This window comes from Flavobacterium sp. 120, assembly GCF_003633605.1.
Taxonomy (GTDB): domain Bacteria; phylum Bacteroidota; class Bacteroidia; order Flavobacteriales; family Flavobacteriaceae; genus Flavobacterium; species Flavobacterium algoritolerans.
The window spans coordinates 1,821,262-1,843,135 of sequence record NZ_RBKZ01000001.1 but is presented as its reverse complement, the minus strand read 5'-3'; the positions used below and the strand labels follow the sequence as shown (position 1 = coordinate 1,843,135).

Here is a 21,874-nt window from a genome sequence, read left to right as displayed (position 1 = left end):
ATAGAAATGCTTTGAGGTTTTATTAATTCAAGTATTTGTACTTGAATTAATTACAAAGCAAATGTATTTCTGTTTGACTCTAAAAGTGTTACATAATTGTCAATAAAAGTTATATCATTCACACTTTAAAAAATACTACATTCTATCCATGTACCAATTTAATTGCTTTTCCATTTTTTGATATTTAAAAACAGAAGTGATTATTTTTTGTAAGCGAACAAAAGCAGTTTCGCTTTTCACCACATAGTCCACAGCTTTATGATGCATACAGTTTATGGCAACTTCAATTTTATCTTGGGAGGACAACATTATTACTGGAATTTCTGGATTGAAAGCTTTTATTTTATCTAATGTTTCAATTCCGTTCATTGCATTTGCAACTATACCATCAAGTTGATAATCTAAAATTACTACATCTGGATTGTTATTTATATTAGCGATGCACAGCTCTCCAGTAGAATAAGTTTCCACTGTAAAATCAGCATTTTCTAAAAATTCAATTTCTAAAGATTTTAAAAACAAGGCGTCATCATCTACTAGGAATATCTTTATTTTAGTATCATTTTTCATTATATGGTATTTTTGATTATATTAAATTCTTCTTGTAATTCTTGGCATGCTTGTAAACAAATTTCTTCAAGTTGCAGGACTAAGTCATCTATTCCTTCCATTTTTTCGTGCGCAATTGCAAATTCCTGAATTTTTTTTGCCATATTTTCAAAGTTTGGATTCATGCCCATTATGGCAAAAGACGGAATCATTTTATGCGCTGCAGCACCCAATAATTGCCAGTTTTTATCTTCTAAACTTTGTTTAATGGTATTAATTAACGGTGGAGTTTGTGTTAAATACAATGAAATCATTTCCATCATTAACGCTGGATTTGATTTTGTTCGTTGATTTAAATAAATCAAATCAATACATTTAATTTTTTCCTCCTTGACGCTATTCTCTTCTATATTCTCATTAAGCTTAGCACTAAGTTTTTCAAGTTTTGGTTTTTTTAATATTCCAACAATCTTACTGTACAACAGCCTTTCATTAACTGGTTTTGCCAGATAATCATTCATTCCTACTGCTTTGCATTTAGCCAAATCTACGGTTGTAACGTCAGCAGTTAAAGCGATTATAGGAATTTTAGAATTCATTGTTTTACGAATGTATTCTGTAGCTTCAAATCCATTCATTTCTGGCATTTGTAAGTCCATTAGAATGATATCGTATTCGTTTTCTTTTAATTTCTCGATGGCTATTTTACCATTTTCAGCAATATCTCTGGAAAATCCAAAATCATCCAGTAATGTTTTCATTAATAGTTGATTAAGAGGAATATCCTCAACAACTAATACTTTTATGTTTTTTATTTCAGTATCTAATTCTAGCAGTTCATTCTCTAATTCAGCATCAGCATTTGTTTTTTGAAAACTCAATGTAAAACTAAACGTAGACCCTTCATTTACAGTACTTCTTACACGAATACTACCTCCTTGTGGTTCCACTAATTGTTTCACTATGGCAAGTCCTAATCCTGTTCCGCCATATAGTCTTGAAGTACCACTGGACGCTTGTTGAAAATTTTCAAATATTTTTCCAATTTTTTCTTCGGGAATGCCTATTCCTGTGTCAATTACCGCAAATTCAATAATTACTTTATCATCATCCTCATGCAATAAATGAACACTTACCGTAATCTTTCCTTTAGAGGTAAATTTCACGGCATTACTCACCAAGTTTAAAATAATTTGGTGTAAACGAACGGGGTCACCTACAAGAACATCAGGAATTTTACTGTCATATTCCGTAATTAATTTTAAATTTTTTTCTTGAATTTTTGTTTCAAACAAATGAAGCATCGCTAATATGGAAGATTTCATTTTGAATGGTGTTTTCTCAAATGTCATCTTACCGGCATCAACTTTTGCTAAATCAAGGATATCATTAATAAGTACGATTAAGGCATCGCCACTCATTTTAATTGCGTTTAAATATTCTTTCTGTTTAGGCGTCAATTCTGTTTTTAAAACCACTTTAGTAAATCCGATGATTGCATTCATCGGTGTACGAATTTCATGGCTCATATTAGACAAAAATTGCTGTTTTGCTTTTACTGCATTTTCCGCTATAATGGTAGCACTTTCGGCATTTATTTTGGCTTCTTGTGCAATTTCGGTGGCTAATTCAGCAAAAACCCGTGCTTCTACCAGCTCCGTAGCAATTCTTTTTTGTTCTGTTACATCTCTGGCAACAATGACAACTCCAAGTACATCTCCTTTATCATCTTTATAAACGGAACCATTGAATAATACATCCGTCAGCTTGCCATCTTTGTGGCGAAGTGTAAGCGGAGAATCAGCTACGGAACCTTTCTCGAATACTTCTTGATATACTTCACGGGCTTTTTGTTGCTCTGTAAAATAATCGAAAAAATCAGAATCTGTAAGCTCATTACGCGTCATACCCGTAATGTTTACCAATGCCTCATTCATATCCGTAATTTTACCTTTGGTATTTATAGTTACCAATGGATCCCGACTAGCTTCAATCAAACTGAGAGAATATTGCGAAGCTAATTTTGCTGCGTAACTAAGTTCTTCCAGTTTTTTATTGGCAATTTGTTGTTTTTCCTTTTCTTGGTTTTGAAATAGAAGTTCTTTATTGGCAATCACTAATTCAGCCGCTCGTTTTTCTTTTTCATCATTTTGAAAAGCAAGCTCTTTATTGGCTACAACTAATTCAGCTTCACGGTTGTCTTTTTCATCATTTTGAAATAGAAGCTCTTTATTGGCAATGATTAATTCATTAGCTCTTTTTTCTTTCTCATCGTTTTGAAAAGCAAGCTCTTTATTGGCAATTGCAAGTTCAGCCGCTCGTTTCTCTTTCTCATCATTTTGAAATAGAAGCTCTTTATTAGCAATGATTAATTCATTAGCTCTTTTTTCTTTCTCATCATTTTGAAAAGCAAGCTCTTTATTGGCAATTACCAGTTCAGCTGCCCTTTTTTCTTTTTCATCGTTTTGAAAAGCAAGCTCTTTATTGGCAACCCGTAAATCTAAAGCCCATTTTTGCTCAGCAATATCGCGGGCAACAATTACGACTCCTAATACACTTCCCAGATCATCTTTATAAACAGAACCATTGAATAATACATCTGTCAATTTACCGTCTTTATGCTTCAGTGTAAGCGGGGAATCTGAAACAGAACCTTTTTCATACACTTCCTGATACACTTCACGTGCTTTTTGCTTTTCGGTGAAATAATTGAAAAAATCAGAATTAATTAAACGATCGCGATTCAGCCCCGTAATATTTACTGTAGCTTCATTTACATCCGTAATTTTTCCTTCAGGATTTATTGTAATTAACGGGTCCAAACTAGCTTCAATAAGACTTCTGGCGTATTGTGATTCTTGAGTTTTTATAGTTTCTATATTTATTTATAAAATTGACTTGATTTTTTTCTATTTTAAATTACCAATTTCTTCAATTGGGTTACGTCTTTTATCTTTCAATTGTTTAAAATGGGAAGGTGAGAGGCCGGTAACTTTTTTAAATTGGCTGGATAAATGTGCCACACTACTGTAGTTCATTTTCCAGGCTATTTCAGTGATGTTTAATTCACCATAAATAATCAGTTCTTTTATACGTTCAGTTTTGTGTGAAATTATAAATTGCTCGATTGTAGTTCCTTGCACTTCCGAAAATAAGTTGGAGAGGTAGGTATAGTCGTGATTTAATTGTTGACTCAGATAATCAGAAAAATTAATTTTTATATTCTCTGTTGAATGGTGAACCATCTGGATAATTACATTTTTTATCTTTTCGATCAGCATGGATTTTTTATCATCCATTAATTCAAGTCCGGAGTCCAAAAGTGCTCTTTTTAAAAGTTGCCTCTGGTCCATAGAGATATTTTCCATGATTTCAACTTCACCTAAATCTACAACCATGAAGTGTAGTCCAAGTTTTTTTAATTCTTCTTTTACCGCCATCTTACAGCGATTACTTACCATGTATTTTATGTATAGTTTCAAAGATATTTCGTTTACAGTTTAGAAAAATTATTTTTTTTTCAGGTTAAAGTTACATTATATATTCTAATGAATAATTTATTAGAAGGATATCCATCTATTATTCGCTTAAATCGTAGTTTTAAATATTAAAACAGTGAAAAATAGCGTATTATTTTTTTTGGATGACATAAATAAGGCTGTGCTTTCATAAAGCATAATTAATTTTCGTACCCACTTTTTATAGTTGTTGAAATCATTTTGAATTGCACATTTGCATTAAAGGAATGTGTGGAGTGAGCCGGAATTATTATTCCTTCTCCTAATTTAAGCAGGTGTTTTATTTCATTGATAAAAATCTCGGCTGTTCCGTCAATTATTTGTACATAATTATCAAAAGGTGATGTTCTTTCCGATAATTCTTCGCCAGCATCAAATGATAAAGCAGTTATGTTTCCGGTAGTTTTTTTAATTATGGTTCTGCTTAAAACAGCATTTGGTATATACTGTATAATTTCAACTATGATGTGTGATTGGGATTTTGTTAACTCACGGTTATCTATAGGTTTATTTTTATATTGCATATTGGCTATTTAGTTGCTCTACGATAAGTTGAGATTTTGTGAAGGTAGTCGCTTTAAACCCAATTACGCTATATAATCGTATAAAAGAGTTGATTTTGGTCGAAAAGAGTCAATAATGAGACAGCTTATTTGTTTACATTATCAAAGATGTTGATAAACAGTATCTTTTTTCATAATAAATCAGTGTGGGACAAATTAGTAAAGCCTCTTTAATCTAAATTTAGATTAAAGAGGCTTTCTGGGGCATAAAAGGGTTTATACTCGGGATTGTTTTTATCAAAAAATTAATTCATCGAAAAAGGAGTGACCCAATCCAATGATTTAATTGAGGAAACTTTATTTTCTTGATTCATAGAAACACGAAGTTCTTTATTGGCTACTTTCTTTGAATACAATGCTTTGTAGCGAAAAATTGTTGTTCCGTCAAAATTGTTTTTGTAAATCTCAACTAATTGAAGATCAATAAAAGTCCCATAATACTGACGGAATCTGGTACAGGTTTTTGTCAATCTTTCCTCTGTCGTATTCTTGATGACAGATTCTGTTGCTTCACTTTGGTTGAAAGGCTTGAATTTAGAAGTATTACAAGTCATTAAAACTCTCTTTCCTAATTCATAGGCTTTGTTCTTTTGGCTTTCATTAACTTCGGATAAACCAAGTTTTTCAATTTTAGCTTTCTCCGGTTCAGCAGTTGTAACAACTTTTTTTGATTTACATCCAATGAGCAGAAGAATACTGAATACAATAATTATTTTTTTCATATTTATATAATTTTTAATAAGATATTCGGGTCTGGACAGTTCTTTAAATAATGTTTCAAGTCATTTTCACTGCAAACTCCGGGATAATCACCAAATGTTTGTGAAATTTCTTCTATGATCTGAAAATGTAAATGAGGTGCATAATCTCCATTCACAGAAGCATCTCCTAAAGTCGCTATTTGTTGTCCTTTTTCGAAAATATCACCAATTTCAATATCGCTGATACTTTCTAACGAAAGATGGCCGTATAAAGTATAAAAACGCTGATTTTCTATTTTATGTTCTAAGATAATCGTTGGACCATAATCTCCTACACCAGTATTGTAATTAAAACTATGAATAAATCCATCAAGTGCCGCTAATACTGGAGTTCCTGCTTTAATCCATAAATCTAAACCGATATGGATATTTCGTTCCTCAGTTTTAGAATCGTTGAAAATATCACTGCGTTTGTAGAGATTTCTAATTTCATTATAACCACCAAAAGCAACTTTTGCATTGTTTTCGTCTAAATAGTTTTCGATATATTTTTCAAAATCATTTGCAGTTTCAATAGTCCGTTTTGTAAAGTTTTCATTTTGTATCGATAAATCCAATAGGATGTATTGGTCGTAATCTATTGATTTGTCTATCACTTTTACATTTTGGATGTCTTTTAAGATAGTTTCCAGTGCGGTCATAATTTGTATTAATTTTTTATAATTCTTAAATTTAAAATAAAAAATGGCAACATAAAAATTTAGGTAGTATTATAACTTTTAATTGTGAAAAATGTTTCTAAAAAAAATGCCAATATGAAATTTCATATTGGCATTCTAATACTTTGTCGACATAATAATGGGATATTACTTTTTGATCTCCACTTTTGCTTCACCACCGGAAAGTTCTACGCTGGTTTTAGTTTTTCCATCTTTTGTAGTCACACTTACACCATCGGTAGCTACTTTTATAGATGTGCTATCTTTCGCTTCGGTAGTGACAGTTGTAGTTGTCTCACTTGAAGTTTCTGTTTGTGTTGCTGGAACTGGAGTTTCTTCTTTTTTCTTGCAGGAAACAATCGCAAGTAGTGATAGGATTCCTAAAAACAATGATGCTTTTTTCATATTTTATGTTTTATGGTTATTAGCCAATTAATTGATTTACAATTTACTGTTTTAAATCTTTAAAAGAGAAAATTGGTTTACTATTTTTTAAAAAAAATCCCAATCGTAAAGATTGGGATTTTAATTTATAATATTAGTTCTTAATACAAATTTGGATATTTCGAAGGATTAACTTCGTTCATCATTGCATAGACTTTTTCAAAAATATCCTCTGCAGAAGGTTTCGAGAAATAGTCTCCGTCTGTTCCATAAGCAGGTCTGTGTGCTTTTGCAGTTAAGGTTTGCGGTTTACTGTCTAAATAGTTATAGGCGTCTTGTTGCTCAATTATTTGTTGTAAAATATAAGCTGAAGCTCCGCCTGGAACATCTTCGTCAATAACGAGTAAGCGATTTGTTTTAGCAATACTTTTTACCACATCTTGGTTGATGTCAAATGGTAGTAAAGACTGTAAATCGATAATCTCACAATCAATACCTACTTCAAGAAGCTCATTTGCTGCTTGTTGCACTAAACGCAATGTTGAACCGTATGAAACTAATGTAATATCAGCACCTTCTTTCAACGTTTCCACAACACCAATTGGAGTTTTGAATTCGCCATAGTTCAACGGCATTTTTTCTTTCAATCGGTAACCATTCAAGCATTCGATTACTAATGCGGGTTCATCACATTCTAACAAACTGTTATAAAATCCTGCTGCTTGAGTCATGTTTCTTGGAACTAACACATGAATTCCTCGTATGGCATTTATGATCATTCCCATAGGAGAACCGGAATGCCAGATTCCTTCTAAACGATGACCACGGGTACGAATGATTAATGGCGCTTTTTGTTTTCCAACAGTACGGTATCTTAGTGTTGCTAAATCATCACTCATGATTTGTATTGCGTACAATAAATAATCTAAATATTGAATTTCAGCAATTGGGCGTAAGCCTCTTAATGCCATTCCAATTCCTTGACCTAATATGGTAGCTTCACGAATTCCCACATCGGCAACACGTAATTCTCCATATTTTTCCTGCATTCCTTCTAAACCTTGATTTACGTCACCAATATTTCCGGCATCTTCACCAAAAATTAATGTTTCAGGATATTTTGTAAAAATAGCATCAAAGTTATCACGTAAAATCATTCGGCCATCCGTGTCTTCTTTGGCATTTTCTGGATATACCGGAAGTACTTTTTCTACAGAAAAGACATTTAAATCTGTTTCTGAAAATAAGTTACTGCTAAATTTTTCCTGCGTAGTTTTAGTATAAGAACTGATCCATTGTGACAATTCTTCTTTACCGTTTTCATTTAGGATTAAGCGTAAAACTTTACGTGCTGTAACTAGAATTTCCTTTTTCAACGGTGATTTAATACTATTTAAATCAGATGTGAATTGTAAAATTCTATCTTTATTTTTACTGGTTTCAGCTATTTTTTCTAATAATCCCACCAGTTGTTTTTGCTCTTCAATAATAGGTTCAATAAATGCATTCCAGGCAGCTTTTTTACCTTCTAAAACATCTTTTTTGGCTTGAGCATCAATAGCATCAATTTCTTCTGGTGACGCAATATTGATAGCAATCATCCATAATTTCATTTGGCGGATACAATCAAAATCTCTTTCCCATGCCAAACGATTTGCATCTTTATATCTTTCATGAGAACCTGAACTGGAATGTCCTTGTGGTTGTGTCAATTCATTTACGTGAATTAAAACAGGAATGTGGTTTTCACGGGCAATATCAGCAGCTTTTTCATAAGTAGCAATTAAGTCAGCATAATCCCAACCTTTTACTTTCAGTATTTCATAGCCATTGCTGCCATTTTCCCTTTGGTACCCTTTTAAAATCTCAGAGATATTTTCTTTAGTAGTTTGGTGTTTTGCATGTACAGAAATTCCATACTCATCGTCCCAAACGCTCATAACCATAGGCACTTGTAATACACCTGCAGCATTTATGGTTTCAAAAAATAAACCTTCAGATGTACTTGCATTTCCTATTGTTCCCCATGCAATCTCATTTCCTTCATTAGAAAAATTAGCCGCATTTGGTATTCCTGAAACTTGTCTGTATATTTTTGAAGCTTGAGCAAGTCCTAATAATCGTGGCATTTGTCCAGCCGTTGGAGAAATATCAGCACTTGAGTTTTTTTGTTTTGTTAAGTTTTTCCAAGTTCCGTCTTCGTTTAAACTATGAGTGGCAAAGTGACCGCCCATTTGTCTTCCTGCTGACATTGGCTCTTGTTCAACATCGGTATGACCATATAAACCTGCAAAAAATTGTTGCACGGTTAATTCTCCAATAGCCATCATAAAAGTTTGATCACGATAATACCCGGAACGGAAGTCACCATTTTTAAAGGCTTTTGCCATGGCTAATTGTGGTACTTCTTTTCCATCACCAAAAATGCCAAATTTAGCCTTTCCAGTCAATACTTCTTTACGTCCTAAAAGACTGCATTCTCTACTGATTATAGCTAACTTATAGTCATTCAGTACCTCGATTTTGAAATCTTCAAATGTCAATGTAGTATTGGTTTTTTCTTTTATCATAATTGAAAAGTATAACTTTGTGGGGCAAATTTACTTAAAAACTAGCTATTTTCATAATTCATTAAAAAAAATATAATTTAATTATTGCAATTTATTCTAATAAAAAGAACTTTATTTTTTTGTTATATGTAATTTTAAATTCATTTTAATGAGAATAGTTTAATGAATAATGAAAATTATATTGGATTAGAACCATTTTCGATTAAAAAGATTGATTAATGTTTTAGGCGAAAAAGTAACTATAAATCGTACTTTCTCGTTATAATTATTTTGCGCTATTTCCCATCCATTATTCGAATATACAGGAAAATACAGCTCAAAGTAATCTGTTACAAGGTTCAAGCGAATACCGCTGTCGTATAAAAACTTTGCATTTTGGCTTTTATTTTTAATAAAACCGACATCTCCATAAATTTCTATCCAGTTCCATACGCTCACACTTGCGTTTAAACTGGTAATCCATCTATTAGCATACGGAGTATCCATTTTTGATTTAAAACCGCCTTCTGCCATTATGAATTGTTGACTGTAAAAACCTGTGCTTTCTGAACGTCCAAAATAATTATAATCAAACAAATAATCGGTAGGTCGGTCTGATGCGAAACTAAAAAAATCAGATTCGGTTTTGTTGTATAAAAAACTACCTGCATAGAATCGCAAATTAATTTGACGATTGTTCTCAAAAAGCTTTCGATATTCTATTTCTCCGTTTACTTTTCCAAATTTCCCCGAAATCTGAATATCAGAACTAAAATTGAAATGATTCGTTACTTCGGTTTTTGTATTTACATAGCGTGCATCAAAAATGGAATAATTAGATGGGGCATTGTCCATTGTAAAAGCACTTTTTTCCTTGTTTACGATAACTTGTCGCAAAAGAATCAGTTGTTTTCTGTTGTCTCTGAAATTAGGCTCCCGAATTCGCAATTGAACCATAGGATTTATTCTCAGGTAAGAAGCATCTTGCGCATAATGAAAGTAAGAACCGCTAACAGAATATTTTACATTATAAAGTGTGCTGTTTCGATAATTCTGATTGACTGCAAATGAAACTAATCCAGATAAATTATTAGATTTAGTAGAGTAGGATGGATTGATGTCAAATGTGAATGGCTTGTCTAAAATAGTTTTATTATGCAATCGTATTCCGGGAGTTATTCCGTCGTATAAATTATAATATATAGACGGAACGTATAAAACTTGATTGTAATAAGGATCTTCTAAATCTTTTAAAAATACAAACTTAACCGGACGGTTATTCGGAAAAAAACCATCTAGTTTTTTCCAGTTATTTCTTAAATTATATTCAGGGACTTCATTCTTTAAATTTAAAATAATTTTATCTGCACCATTTCTCGGAAACGTAAAAGTACTGTCGCATTCTTCAATATCCAGCCATTGTTTAAAAACTACTTCGCCTTTTTTTGTACCATAAACAGGGATGGGAATAGGAGTTTCTGTTTTGTTTATTACAGAAAAAGTGATGCTGTCTTTGGTTTTTTTAACGCTGGAAAATTTATAGTCAATAATAGCTCTGGAGTTAATAATGGTATTAAAAAACCAATTAATGTCTTTCTCAGTATTTGATTTTAATATAGTTTCAAAATCAGTTCTGGAAACTTGTTTGATCTGATTTTGATTGTAAAATTGTTTGATACTGGCAGGTACAGCATCATTTTGTAAATAATCATCTAAAAATCGAATGCTTAATCCGGAACGATATTTACTGGCTATTTGTTCATTGAATTTTATCAACGTGTTTTTTGGATCTCCAAGTGCTTGATCCAGATTTTTTCGAGCCATCAGCATATAGAAATAACTATACTGATCATTAAAACCAATATTGGCAATATTATAACTCTTCAATAGTCGGAGGTTAGACACACTTCCCATCATTTTAGTATTTGGGTGATTTTCATCCATATACTTCATCATGGCATAGACTTGCAAACCATCATATATCCAGTTGTCTTTTCGGGGGTCTAATTGTAAACTTGTTTTTAAATATTCATTCAGATAGGTTTTCAGAAATTTAATTTCAAAAAGAAATTCATCTGAAAAGGGACTTATAAAAGAAGGAAGCTGATTCAAGCCATAAAAAGGATTTCTTTCATAATCCGTTTGAGAAACAATAATCTTTTCATGTGGATATTTTCCAATTAAATCGTTTGCAAAATTCACAATTCGATCGATTACAATCGCTTTTTGAATATTATCTAATTTATTGTTTCTTAAATCGGTCAGTACTTCAACAGCACTATTTGTATAACTTTCAAAATGGGTTTTTGGCTCTATGATAAGATTGAAATCGGCCCTGTTATTTCCCGATAACTTATAATTTATAAAAGGGTCATTAACACTTGATTTACTGCTTTTTAAATCAGAAATAGCTTCGAAGTTTTTAGGTGTTTTTAAATCAATTTCAAAACTTGAATAAGCATTGGCAATATCATCTAAATTGGTATTGCTGTAGCGTATAAAATCATGGTTTTCATAACGGGCTGGCGTAAGAAACCAGTTTTTAAGGTGTATAATTCCGTTATTATTGTATCCGTATTTTGTGAATTTATCGCTTGGAATTTTAGTTAGATAAGTCAGCTGCAAAACAATTTTTTGATTCGGAAGTAAATTTTGGCTTAATTTAATTTCAATCAAATCAGGATTTCTATCTGGTCTTTCCCATGACAAAACCAATTTATTTGCGTCTAAAATGATTACATTTTTCGTGCTTCCGCGCTCTTCTTCTTTCGCTAAGTGAAAACCTCTATAAAACTCATCAGAAAAACGTTTGGCTAAAGGAGTATTTTTAGTAGAAAAAGCATTATTCCAATCGTTCAGTACAATCGAGGTTAACGTATCGTTTGACTGATTAAAAAAAGTAATTTGTTGTAGAATATTCAACGTTTTATTTTCCGTATTTAACTCAGCCGTTATATCAGAATGATGTTGTGCATATTGCTTTACTGAAAGTAATAAAACAAGAGCATAAAACGTAATTTTAAAGAATGAGTTCAAATTCAAGTATTAATTTATTAAAAAAATAAATATACTTTTTTTTAGAATAAAACACTATAAAAACAGTCTAATTAACATAAAAAAAGCTGTTGATTAGACAGCTTTTTTGTTAAAAATTAGGGGTTAAATCGTATTTTTTATAGAACTTATCCAGCACATCAACCACTTCATCTTCAGTATCCACAATTTTGAATAAATTCAAATCTTCGGCACTTACGGTATGTTCTTTTTCTATTAAAACTGTTTTTATCCATTCAATTAATCCCGACCAAAAACTGGTTCCAACCAATATAATAGGGAATTTTGCAATTTTTTTTGTTTGAATCAAAGTAATCGCTTCAAACAACTCATCCATGGTTCCAAAACCTCCTGGCATCACCACAAATCCTTGGGAATATTTGACAAACATTACTTTTCGAACGAAGAAATAATCAAAATTCAAGTTTTTATCGCTGTCAATATACGGGTTGAAATGTTGCTCAAAAGGCAATTCAATATTCAATCCCACCGATGTTCCTCCACCCAAATGTGCGCCTTTATTGCCTGCTTCCATAATTCCCGGCCCACCACCGGTAATCACACCGTAGCCGGCTTTACTTATTTTGTAGGCAATTTTTTCTGCCAATAAATAATTAGGATCTTCGGGTTTCGTTCTGGCAGATCCAAAAATACTCACGCACGGACCTATGCGTCCCATGCTTTCATACCCGTTTACAAATTCGGCCATAATTTTAAAAATCGCCCAACTGTCATTAGTTCTAATCTCGTTCCACGTCTTTCTTTTCAGTCGGTCTTGGATTACTTTATCCTCATCATTATCAAAATCTTCTAATCTCATATTCTCTATTTTATAATCTTATTTTTTTTTTGGAGCTAATTCCAGTTATTCGTTTCAATCTTAATCGCCGAACCCCGTCTCATAAGGATTTTTACTGCTATCTGGGCTAATACTCTTAATACTAAAGTAATTCTTTTTTCAAAAACTGCACCATATAACTCTTCTTAATTTTTATAATTTCTACATGAAGTTCCTTTTGCACTTGGTTGTCATTAAGCTTTTCCCCTCACTTGGAGGGGTGCCCGAAGGGTGGGGTGGTTTTATTATCTAAATTTCAGCTAATAGCCTCTTTATTTCCAAATTCTACAACAATATCTTTTTCTAGTTCCTCCATCACATTATTCAAATCATGTTTTACCCTTAAATCCGAAATTTTATAAACTTTTAATCCTAAAGAAACGAGATAATCTTCTCTTTTTTGATCGTACTCTTCTTTGTTGTCGTGGCTCGAACCGTCAATTTCGACTACTAATCCTAGAGTTTTTACATAAAAATCTACAATATAATTGCCAATGATTCTTTGTCTGTCAAAATCTATTTTCCAGAATATCCCTTTATGTACTTGCAACCAAAAAATGACTTCTGATAGCACACCTGCTTTACGCAATGCTCGAGATCTAGCTTTTAGTTTGATGTTATAGGGTAAGTCTACAATAAAATTTCTATAAATGGGCTGGGTGTTTATATAGGCTGTTATTTCTCTATTGTTTTCCATAGAATTTGTTTTTATTCCACTCCTTTGGATGTATTGTCATTAATGGTAGGGACTTTTTTTTACTTAATTTACAGAAAAATGTTAATTGTAGCGAAAATGAAAGTAAATAAAAAAAAACACCCCGCCCTCCAGGCACCCCTCCAAAGGAGGGGAATTAAAGTAACTCTTTTTTCAAAAACTGCGCCGTATAGCTCTTCTTAATTTTTATAATTTCTTCGGGAGTTCCTTTGGCAATAAGTTGTCCGCCGCCTTTTCCTCCTTCAGGTCCAATGTCTATAATGTAATCGGCCAGTTTTATCACGTCCATATTATGCTCGATAATCAAGATCGTATTTCCTTTATCAACCAGTTTATTAATGACTTCCATCAACACTCGAATGTCTTCAAAATGCAATCCCGTTGTAGGTTCGTCCAGAATATAAAACGTATTTCCGGTATCTTTTTTAGATAATTCTCCTGCCAGTTTGATACGTTGCGCTTCTCCACCGGAAAGTGTCGTGCTTTGTTGGCCAAGTGTAATATAGCCCAAACCAACATCCTGAATGGTTTTTATTTTTCTGTAAATTTTCGGAATCATTTCAAAAAACGGAACCGCTTCATCAACGGTCATATTTAACACATCCGAAATTGATTTTCCTTTATATCGAATCTCCAGTGTTTCTCTGTTAAAACGTTTCCCTTGGCAGGTTTCACATTCTACATAAACGTCTGGCAAAAAGTTCATTTCAATCGTTCGCACACCAGAACCTTCACAGGTTTCGCAACGTCCGCCTTTTACATTAAAACTAAATCGTCCCGCTTTATATCCGCGAATCATACTTTCAGAAGTCATTGTAAACAGATTTCTAATTTCGGTAAAAACTTCGGTATATGTAGCCGGATTACTTCGTGGTGTTCTCCCAATCGGACTCTGGTCAATATCAATCACTTTATCGATATGTTCCAATCCTTCTATTTTTTTATACGGTTGCGGTTTCTTGACACCATTAAAATAATACGCGTTCAAAATTGGGTAGAGCGTTTCATTAATCAACGTCGATTTTCCACTTCCCGAAACTCCGGTTACGCAAATCATTTTACCTAAAGGTAATTCTATCGAAACATTTTTCAGGTTGTTTCCTGTTGCTCCAGTCAGTTTTAGAAATTTTCCATTTCCCTCACGGCGCTTTGTAGGAACCTCGATTTTCATTTCGCCGTTCATATACATCGCTGTAATAGTATGATGTTTCAGAATTTCCGCAGGCGTTCCTTTGCTGATGATTTCACCTCCATATTTTCCTGCTTTTGGTCCAATGTCAATCACATAATCTGCACGTTCAATCATGTCTTTATCGTGTTCCACCACAATTACAGAGTTTCCAATATTGCGTAATTGTTCCAAAGAATGAATCAGTTTATCGTTGTCTCTTTGGTGTAAACCAATACTTGGCTCATCCAGAATATACAAAACACCAACCAACTGCGAACCAATTTGGGTAGCCAAACGGATGCGTTGTGCTTCACCACCCGAAAGTGATTTGGAGCTTCGGCTTAAAGCCAAATAATCTAAACCGACATTCATCAAAAAATTTAATCGGTCCTTAATCTCTTTGATTACTTCAGTAGCGATAATTTTTTGTTTATCGGATAAATGGTTTTCTAAATCAAGAAACCAAGCGGTTAAATCCGAAATGTCCATATCGCACAATTCGGTAATATTTTTTTCATTGATTTTAAAGAATAGCGCTTCTTTTTTCAAACGGGAACCTTCACAAACCGGACATTTTATTTCGTCCATGAATTCCTTTGCCCAACGTTTTATAGTTGTTGAACCGCTTTCGTCATGTTGGTTTTTTATGAAATGCGAAATCCCTTCAAAATCAATTTTGTATTCTCTGGCGACGCCTAAATCTTTGGAATTGATGGTGAATTTTTCTTTTCCGCCATTCAAAATCATTTCCATTGCTTCCGCTGGAATGGTTTCCACAGCATCCGTCAATTTGAAACCATATTTTTCTCCAATAATTTCCAATTGCTTAAAAATCCAAGAGGATTTATATTCGCCCAAAGGAACAAAACCACCCGCTTTTATCGATAATTTCGGGTTTGGAATGATTTTTTTAGTGTTGATTTCGTTTACCGTTCCCAAACCGTTGCAATGATCACAAGCCCCTTTTGGAGAGTTGAAAGAGAATAAATTTGGTTCGGGATTCTGGTATGAAATTCCGGTAGAAGGACACATCAAATTCCGACTAAAAAAACGCACTTCATTAGAATCTTGGTCTAAAACCATCAATACATTCTCTCCGTGATGCATGGCAGTATTGATACTTTCAGTCAAACGTTTTTCGTTATCTGGCGTATCTTCAATCACCATTCGATCCACAACAATTTCTATATCGTGGGTTTTATAACGGTCTAATTTCATCCCTAAAGTAATATCCAGAACATCGCCGTTTACGCGAACTTTTAGGAAACCTTGCTTGGCAATTTGTTGGAAAAGCTCGGCATAATGTCCTTTTCTAGCGCGAATAACTGGCGCTAAAATATTGATTCGTTTTGCTTTAAAATCATGAATAATCAAATCCTTGATTTGCTCATCAGAATAGGAAACCATTTTTTCACCTGTATTGTAGCTGTATGCATCAGCACCACGAGCGTATAACAAACGCAGGAAATCATAAATTTCAGTGATAGTTCCCACAGTGGAACGCGGGCTTTTACTGGTTGTTTTTTGTTCAATAGCAATTACTGGCGAAAGTCCGTCGATTTTATCCACATCGGGACGTTCCAAACCACCTAGAAATTGACGCGCATAAGCAGAAAAAGTTTCTACATAACGGCGTTGCCCTTCGGCATAAATCGTATCGAAAGCTAAGGAGGATTTCCCAGAACCTGAAAGACCGGTAATTACAACCAGTTTTTCACGAGGAATGGAAATATCTATGTTTTTTAAGTTATGAACGCGAGCGCCTTGAACTTCAATGGTATTGTCTTTGTCTAGCATAATTTTTGCAAAAAAGCAAAGTTACCATTTTGATTTATTCTTTCAATAGAACACTTTAGAAGTTTATGTTAAATTAGGATATAAAAAACGCTAATTGTAGTTAGCGTTTTCTTTTTCTGGTTGCCATGTAATCCTCGACGGCCTCTCTGGTTGTAAGCCAGTTCCGACCTTCTTTGTAGGCATCAATCTTTCCTGTTCTAGCCAATAAACTTATGTATTCTTGGCCGTAAGGCATATTAGGTTCTTGAACTAAATTTGAAATTGCTACATATTCTTTGTCATTTCCTGGCAATGCATTAATGTAAATATTCAGTGTTCTCTCAAGAGATTGGCACATCAGCAGGGTTAATTTTTGATAATTACCACCATTTGCTTTATTCAATGCTTCGTAGTATTTCTTTCTGTCATTTTTTAAAATTATAGCAGGCGGAAAACCGGAACGCATCAGTAATAAATTCATTGCCAATCGAACCGTACGACCATTTCCATCAAAGAAAGGATGTATCCAAACTAATTTATGATGAAAGACGGTTGCTAGTTCAATATCATTAAGCTCTAATGGATTTGTATTGATAAAATCAATTAGTTCATCCAATAAATCCGAAACTTTATTTGCATTTGGCGGTGTGAAATTAGCGCCAGTAATGCGTACACCTCCATTACGAATGCGTCCCGCAAAGTCATCTTCTATAGAACGTAAAACGAAACCATGCAAAGACAAAATATCTATACTCCTTAAATTATAATCTTCATTTACAATAGAATATAAATAGTCAATGGCTTTATCATGATTGTGAGTTTCAAAATGTTCTCTAAGCGATTTACCTTTAATGGTAATACCTTCTTGAATGACCATTTGTGTCTCCCGAAGGCTCATTGTATTTCCTTCAATACTATTAGAGTTATAGGTCCATTCAATGGAAAGGCTTTCTCTGATTTTATGCAAAGCGATATTTGGCAATGGTCTGCTGGTTTGCAGAACTTGCTTTTTTTCATACAATCTTTCAAAAGTTGTTTGAAATTCTTCTCTATAGTTTAGGTCTATCTTCCACATAACCACAAAGATACTTCTTATTATCGGATATTTTACAATTTAACACTATCCGATATTAAAATTATTCTATCGTCATTGATTTTAGTTTTGTTCTATAGGCTTCCAGCGCCACAGATTTAGAAATAAAACCATAATATCTTCCGTCATTAAGAACGGGTAAGAAGGCTTTTTTCGATTTTTCGAATTTATTCATGACCATTTCCATGCTGTCATCAGGAGAAATGATTTCTGTAGGTTCTATCATTATTTCTCTAACCAAAGTATATTTTACTCGGTATGTATTGAATATTATTTCTCGAATATCATTAAAGTGAACAATACCCAATAAGTTTTTTTCAGTATCAACCACTGCAAAAATCACTTGATTGGAATGCGAAATTAAATCTACCAGTCTTTCTAAATTCTCATCAGGGGAAACCGTTAAATAATCCGTTTGAATTATGGAAGTCGTCTCTAAAGTCGAAAGGATATTAGTGTCTTTATTGCTGGTAAAAGCATGCCCTTTTTTGGCTAAATTCTTAACATCCATAGAATGTTTTTCAAATCGTTTTGAAATCGCAAAACTAATGGAAGCCACAATCATCAAAGGAATCATCAAGTTATATCCTCCTGTAATTTCAGCAATTAAGAATATCGCAGTCAAAGGAGCATGAAACAAACCACTTAAAATTCCGGCCATTCCAACCAAAGTAAAATTACTGACAGGTAATTTAGTAAGTCCTGTCAGATTTAAAAATTTAGAGAAAAAGAAACCAACATAAGATCCCAAAAATAGGGAAGGAGCAAAATTCCCTCCATTTCCACCGCTGCCTAAAGTAATTCCAGTTGCAAATACTTTCAACATCATGGTCAAACCTACAAATACTAATAAAGCCCAACTATTATCTCGCAAACCGCTAAACAATGTGTTTTCCAATAATTTCCCTGGATCATTGTCAGATAATGTTTTAATGCTTTCGTAACCTTCACCAAAAAGCGTCGGAAAAATAAAAATAAGAATAGCTAAAATAGAAGAACCAAACAACGCTTTTTTATAAGGTGATAATTTAAGTCTTGCGAAAAAATGTTCTACTTTCTGAAAATTACGGGAATAATAAACTGAAATAAATCCGGTAAACAAACCTAAAAGAACATAGAAAATAATGTTATGATAATCGAAACTTTGTTGTTGCTTGAACGAAAGCAAAATTTCTTCATCTAATGCAATTACTGAAACTAAAGCACCTGTTGCAGCTGCAATCATAATGGGTGTAAATGCTGCAATACTAACATCAACCAACAGTACTTCGATGGCAAATAAAACTCCGGCAATTGGCGCATTAAAAGCAGCAGCAATTCCAGCAGCAACACCACAACCGATAAGTAGCGTTCGGTCTTTATAGCTTAATTTATATTTTTGGGCATAATTCGAACCAAAAGCAGCACCAGTAATTACAATCGGGCTTTCTAAACCTGCAGAACCTCCTAAACCAACTGTCAGGGAACTTGTGACGATTTGGGCATACATTTGTTTTTTGGGGATAATACTCGCTTTTTTTGCAACAGCATATAAAATTTGTGAAGTTCCTTTTTGGATAGTTCCTCCTAAAACTCTTTTGACAACAAAAACAGTAAGCAGAATACCAATTATCGGCAAAATACTATTGATGAATCCCAATTTTAAAATTCCACTGACATAGGTAGCAAAAGAAAAGACCCAGTGCGCAAAAGTTTTTAAAACGATAACAGCAAAAGCGGCAGAAATACCAACCAAAACCGCTGATAAAAATATAAACTGCTTTGGCGTCAACATAGATTGCGCAAAAGCTATTATGGTTTCTAATTTCGAAATATATTTTTTGAACATGATAATTTTTAAAAGGGGTGCAAAACTACTATTATTTTAATTTCAACAAATATTTTTCAACGCTTCTTTTGTGCTTAATGGTTTTAAATTACTGTTTTTTACAAACTGTCTCACAATTTCGGGATTTGACTTTGCATATTCCCGTAACGCCCAGCCAATTGCTTTTTGAATAAAAAATTCCTTAGAATGAGCTTGTTTAAGACATTCTGAAAATAAAAAATCAGTATTCGTTTTTTGTTTGTAACCCAATTGAAATAAAATAGCACTTCGGTTTAACCACATATTTTCTGAATTTGAAAATCGTTCTATTACATTTTTGGTTTCTAATGGAAATTCCAAAAGATATTCACCCAAAATGTACTTAGCAATAGTATCGACGCTGTCTCACCAAGAGTTATTTAGTATCAGTTTTTCAATCAGTTGAATATCTTCTTTTATATAATTTCCTTTGAGTTCTTTTATCAAAATTTCAATCGCACAATAATGAAATTCCCGTTCTTTTTTCGAATATAAATTTAGTGCAATAACTCTTGCGTTTGCTGAAACATCTGGCTTGTTTTCTTTCCAAATTTCCTTGAAAATACGTCTTCGTTCCTCGGTTTTTATTCCAAAAAACGGAAAGTTATTCTTCATGTATTTTGCCATTGCAAAAGCATTTTCAGGATTTTTATTTGCTGTAAAAGCGGTTTCTAAGGCAAGTATAAAGTTCATGAATTGCTATTTTTTTAAAATCCAACCGCTTTATCGTCTCCTCTAAAATCAGCGCCACCTTCGAGTTTTTTATTTGGTAAAACCAAAATAGCATCTACTTTTCCTATTACGGGTGTTGTTTTTTCATTAATGATATATCCTTTTGATTTCAAGTTTTCAAAGGTTTTTGTATCGAAAGTATTGGGTTCAAAAGTGATTAAATCCGGTAACCATTGGTGATGAAAACGAGGCGCATTTACGGCTTCCTGCATACTCAAACGATACTCGTAAACATTTAATATAGTTTGCAATACCGATGTGATAATTGTAGAACCGCCCGGAGAACCCACAACCATAAATAATTTTCCGTTTTTCTCTACAATAGTTGGCGTCATGGAACTCAACATTCGTTTTTGTGGTGCAATACTGTTGGCTTCATTTCCCACTAATCCAAACATATTAGGTTCACCTGGTTTGGCACTGAAATCATCCATTTCATTGTTTAGGAAAAAGCCTAATTCATCACAGTAATATTTAGAACCATAACCGTCGTTTAATGTTGTAGTTGACGAAACCGCATTACCAAACTGATCCACAATTGAATAATGGGTGGTCTCGGTACTTTCATTATAATTTACTTTTCCTTCCTTTATATCCGATGATAAAGTGGCTTTTTCAAAACTAAAATTCGACATTCTTTGTTTCAAATATTCATCATCCATTAAGGCTTTCAAAGGAATTTTTACAAAATCAGGATCGCCCAGATAATAACTTCTGTCTGCATAGGCTCTTCTTTCGGCTTCTACGATAACTTGAATGGCTTCTGTTGAATTATGTCCCATTTTAGCCAGGTCGAAAGGCGCTATCATTTTGAAAATTTCAGCCAGACAAATTCCGCCACTGCTGGGTGGAGGCATAGAAATTACCTTTAAATCTTTGTAATCAAATGTGAGTGGCGTTCTCCATTTGGCTTCGTATTTAGCCAAATCTTCCAAGGTGATTATTGCTCCTTTTTCCTGAAGATATTTAACTAATATTTCAGCAGTTTTCCCTTTGTAAAATTCATCTCTGCCATTTTTTGAAATCCTTTTCAATGTAGCTGCCAGCGCAGGATATTTTATAACATCATTTTCTTTAAATGCAGTTGCAAATAACGTTTTATCACCATTTACTTTTATGATTTTGGCTCGATAAGCAGCCAATCGGTCTTCTTGTTTTTTGGTAACAATGACACCTCTTTCGGCCAGTTCAATTACAGGTTTCAGAATTTCTTCAATCGGCAAGGAACCCAATTTTTCATGTACTGCAAAAACACCGGCAATCGTTCCGGGAACTCCAATAGCAAGAGAAGATTCGGTACTTTTTCCTTTTATAACATTTCCTTTTTCGTCTAGAAACATATCTTTAGTTGCAGCTAATGGCGCTTTTTCTCGGTAATCCAAAGAACCAATTTCACCGTTTGATTTTCGGTACACCATAAAACCGCCACCTCCAAGATTTCCTGCAAACGGGTAAGCAACTGCAAGAGCCAATTCGGTTGCCACCATAGCATCAAAAGCATTTCCGCCTTTTTTCATGATTTCAACTCCAATTTTTGAAGCTTCTTCACGTGCCGAAACAACCATTGCGTCATTGGCAACAAGTCCAGTGGGTTGAACCATTACATTTTGGGTTTTACAACCAATAGAAAAAACACTCAATAGAATAATAATTTTTTTCATTCGAA

14 protein-coding genes and 2 pseudogenes are annotated in these 21,874 nt (G+C 33.4%); all 16 read right to left on the bottom strand.

Annotated features, from left to right (window positions below):
• Positions 1-135: 135 nt before the first annotated feature.
• Complete coding sequence (locus C8C87_RS07930) at positions 136-570, bottom strand: response regulator (RefSeq protein WP_099715318.1); 435 nt, start codon at positions 568-570, stop codon at positions 136-138.
• Positions 570-3,404 (bottom strand): annotated as a pseudogene (locus C8C87_RS07925) (PAS domain S-box protein); the annotation flags it as partial. The gene C8C87_RS07930 and the pseudogene C8C87_RS07925, both read right to left, overlap by 1 nt.
• Before the next feature lie 54 nt (positions 3,405-3,458).
• Positions 3,459-4,010, bottom strand: coding sequence for an AraC family transcriptional regulator (locus C8C87_RS07920; RefSeq protein ID WP_099715320.1), 552 nt, complete (start codon positions 4,008-4,010; stop codon positions 3,459-3,461).
• Positions 4,011-4,228: 218 nt separating this feature from the next.
• Entirely contained in the window at positions 4,229-4,591 is a 363-nt protein-coding gene (locus C8C87_RS07915) for a cupin domain-containing protein (RefSeq protein ID WP_099715321.1), read from the bottom strand.
• 284 nt (positions 4,592-4,875) lie between these two features.
• Positions 4,876-5,352, bottom strand: a complete 477-nt coding sequence (locus C8C87_RS07910) for a hypothetical protein (protein ID WP_099715322.1) — start codon at positions 5,350-5,352, stop codon at positions 4,876-4,878.
• Between the two features lie 2 nt (positions 5,353-5,354).
• The gene (locus C8C87_RS07905; RefSeq protein ID WP_121342210.1) at positions 5,355-6,032 is read right to left on the bottom strand and encodes a peptidoglycan DD-metalloendopeptidase family protein; all 678 of its coding nucleotides are present in this window, start codon (positions 6,030-6,032) and stop codon (positions 5,355-5,357) included.
• Between the two features lie 165 nt (positions 6,033-6,197).
• Positions 6,198-6,455: a hypothetical protein gene (locus tag C8C87_RS07900; protein ID WP_099715324.1), complete on the bottom strand. Its 258-nt coding sequence runs from the start codon at positions 6,453-6,455 to the stop codon at positions 6,198-6,200.
• A gap of 140 nt (positions 6,456-6,595) precedes the next feature.
• Positions 6,596-9,004 carry a thiamine pyrophosphate-dependent enzyme gene (locus C8C87_RS07895; protein WP_099715325.1) on the bottom strand — a complete coding sequence of 803 codons (2,409 nt, stop codon included), beginning with the start codon at positions 9,002-9,004 and terminating at the stop codon, positions 6,596-6,598.
• A gap of 186 nt (positions 9,005-9,190) precedes the next feature.
• A complete protein-coding gene (locus C8C87_RS07890) occupies positions 9,191-11,938 on the bottom strand; it encodes an aminopeptidase (protein ID WP_121343330.1) in 2,748 nt (915 codons plus the stop codon).
• Positions 11,939-12,128: 190 nt separating this feature from the next.
• The gene (locus tag C8C87_RS07885; protein WP_099715326.1) at positions 12,129-12,857 is read right to left on the bottom strand and encodes a TIGR00730 family Rossman fold protein; all 729 of its coding nucleotides are present in this window, start codon (positions 12,855-12,857) and stop codon (positions 12,129-12,131) included.
• 274 nt (positions 12,858-13,131) lie between these two features.
• Positions 13,132-13,572: an endonuclease domain-containing protein gene (locus tag C8C87_RS07880; RefSeq protein ID WP_121342209.1), complete on the bottom strand. Its 441-nt coding sequence runs from the start codon at positions 13,570-13,572 to the stop codon at positions 13,132-13,134.
• Between the two features lie 154 nt (positions 13,573-13,726).
• Positions 13,727-16,558 carry an excinuclease ABC subunit UvrA gene (uvrA, locus tag C8C87_RS07875; protein ID WP_121342208.1) on the bottom strand — a complete coding sequence of 944 codons (2,832 nt, stop codon included), beginning with the start codon at positions 16,556-16,558 and terminating at the stop codon, positions 13,727-13,729.
• Between the two features lie 100 nt (positions 16,559-16,658).
• The gene (locus tag C8C87_RS07870) at positions 16,659-17,612 is read right to left on the bottom strand and encodes a Fic family protein (RefSeq protein WP_099715329.1); all 954 of its coding nucleotides are present in this window, start codon (positions 17,610-17,612) and stop codon (positions 16,659-16,661) included.
• Between the two features lie 61 nt (positions 17,613-17,673).
• Positions 17,674-19,458 (bottom strand): chloride channel protein, encoded by a 1,785-nt coding sequence (locus tag C8C87_RS07865; RefSeq protein ID WP_121342207.1) that lies wholly within the window; start codon positions 19,456-19,458, stop codon positions 17,674-17,676.
• A 42-nt stretch (positions 19,459-19,500) separates the two neighbouring features.
• Positions 19,501-20,169: pseudogene (locus C8C87_RS15900) on the bottom strand (DNA alkylation repair protein).
• 14 nt (positions 20,170-20,183) lie between these two features.
• A complete protein-coding gene (gene ggt, locus C8C87_RS07850) occupies positions 20,184-21,869 on the bottom strand; it encodes a gamma-glutamyltransferase (RefSeq protein WP_121342204.1) in 1,686 nt (561 codons plus the stop codon).
• Positions 21,870-21,874: the final 5 nt, after the last annotated feature.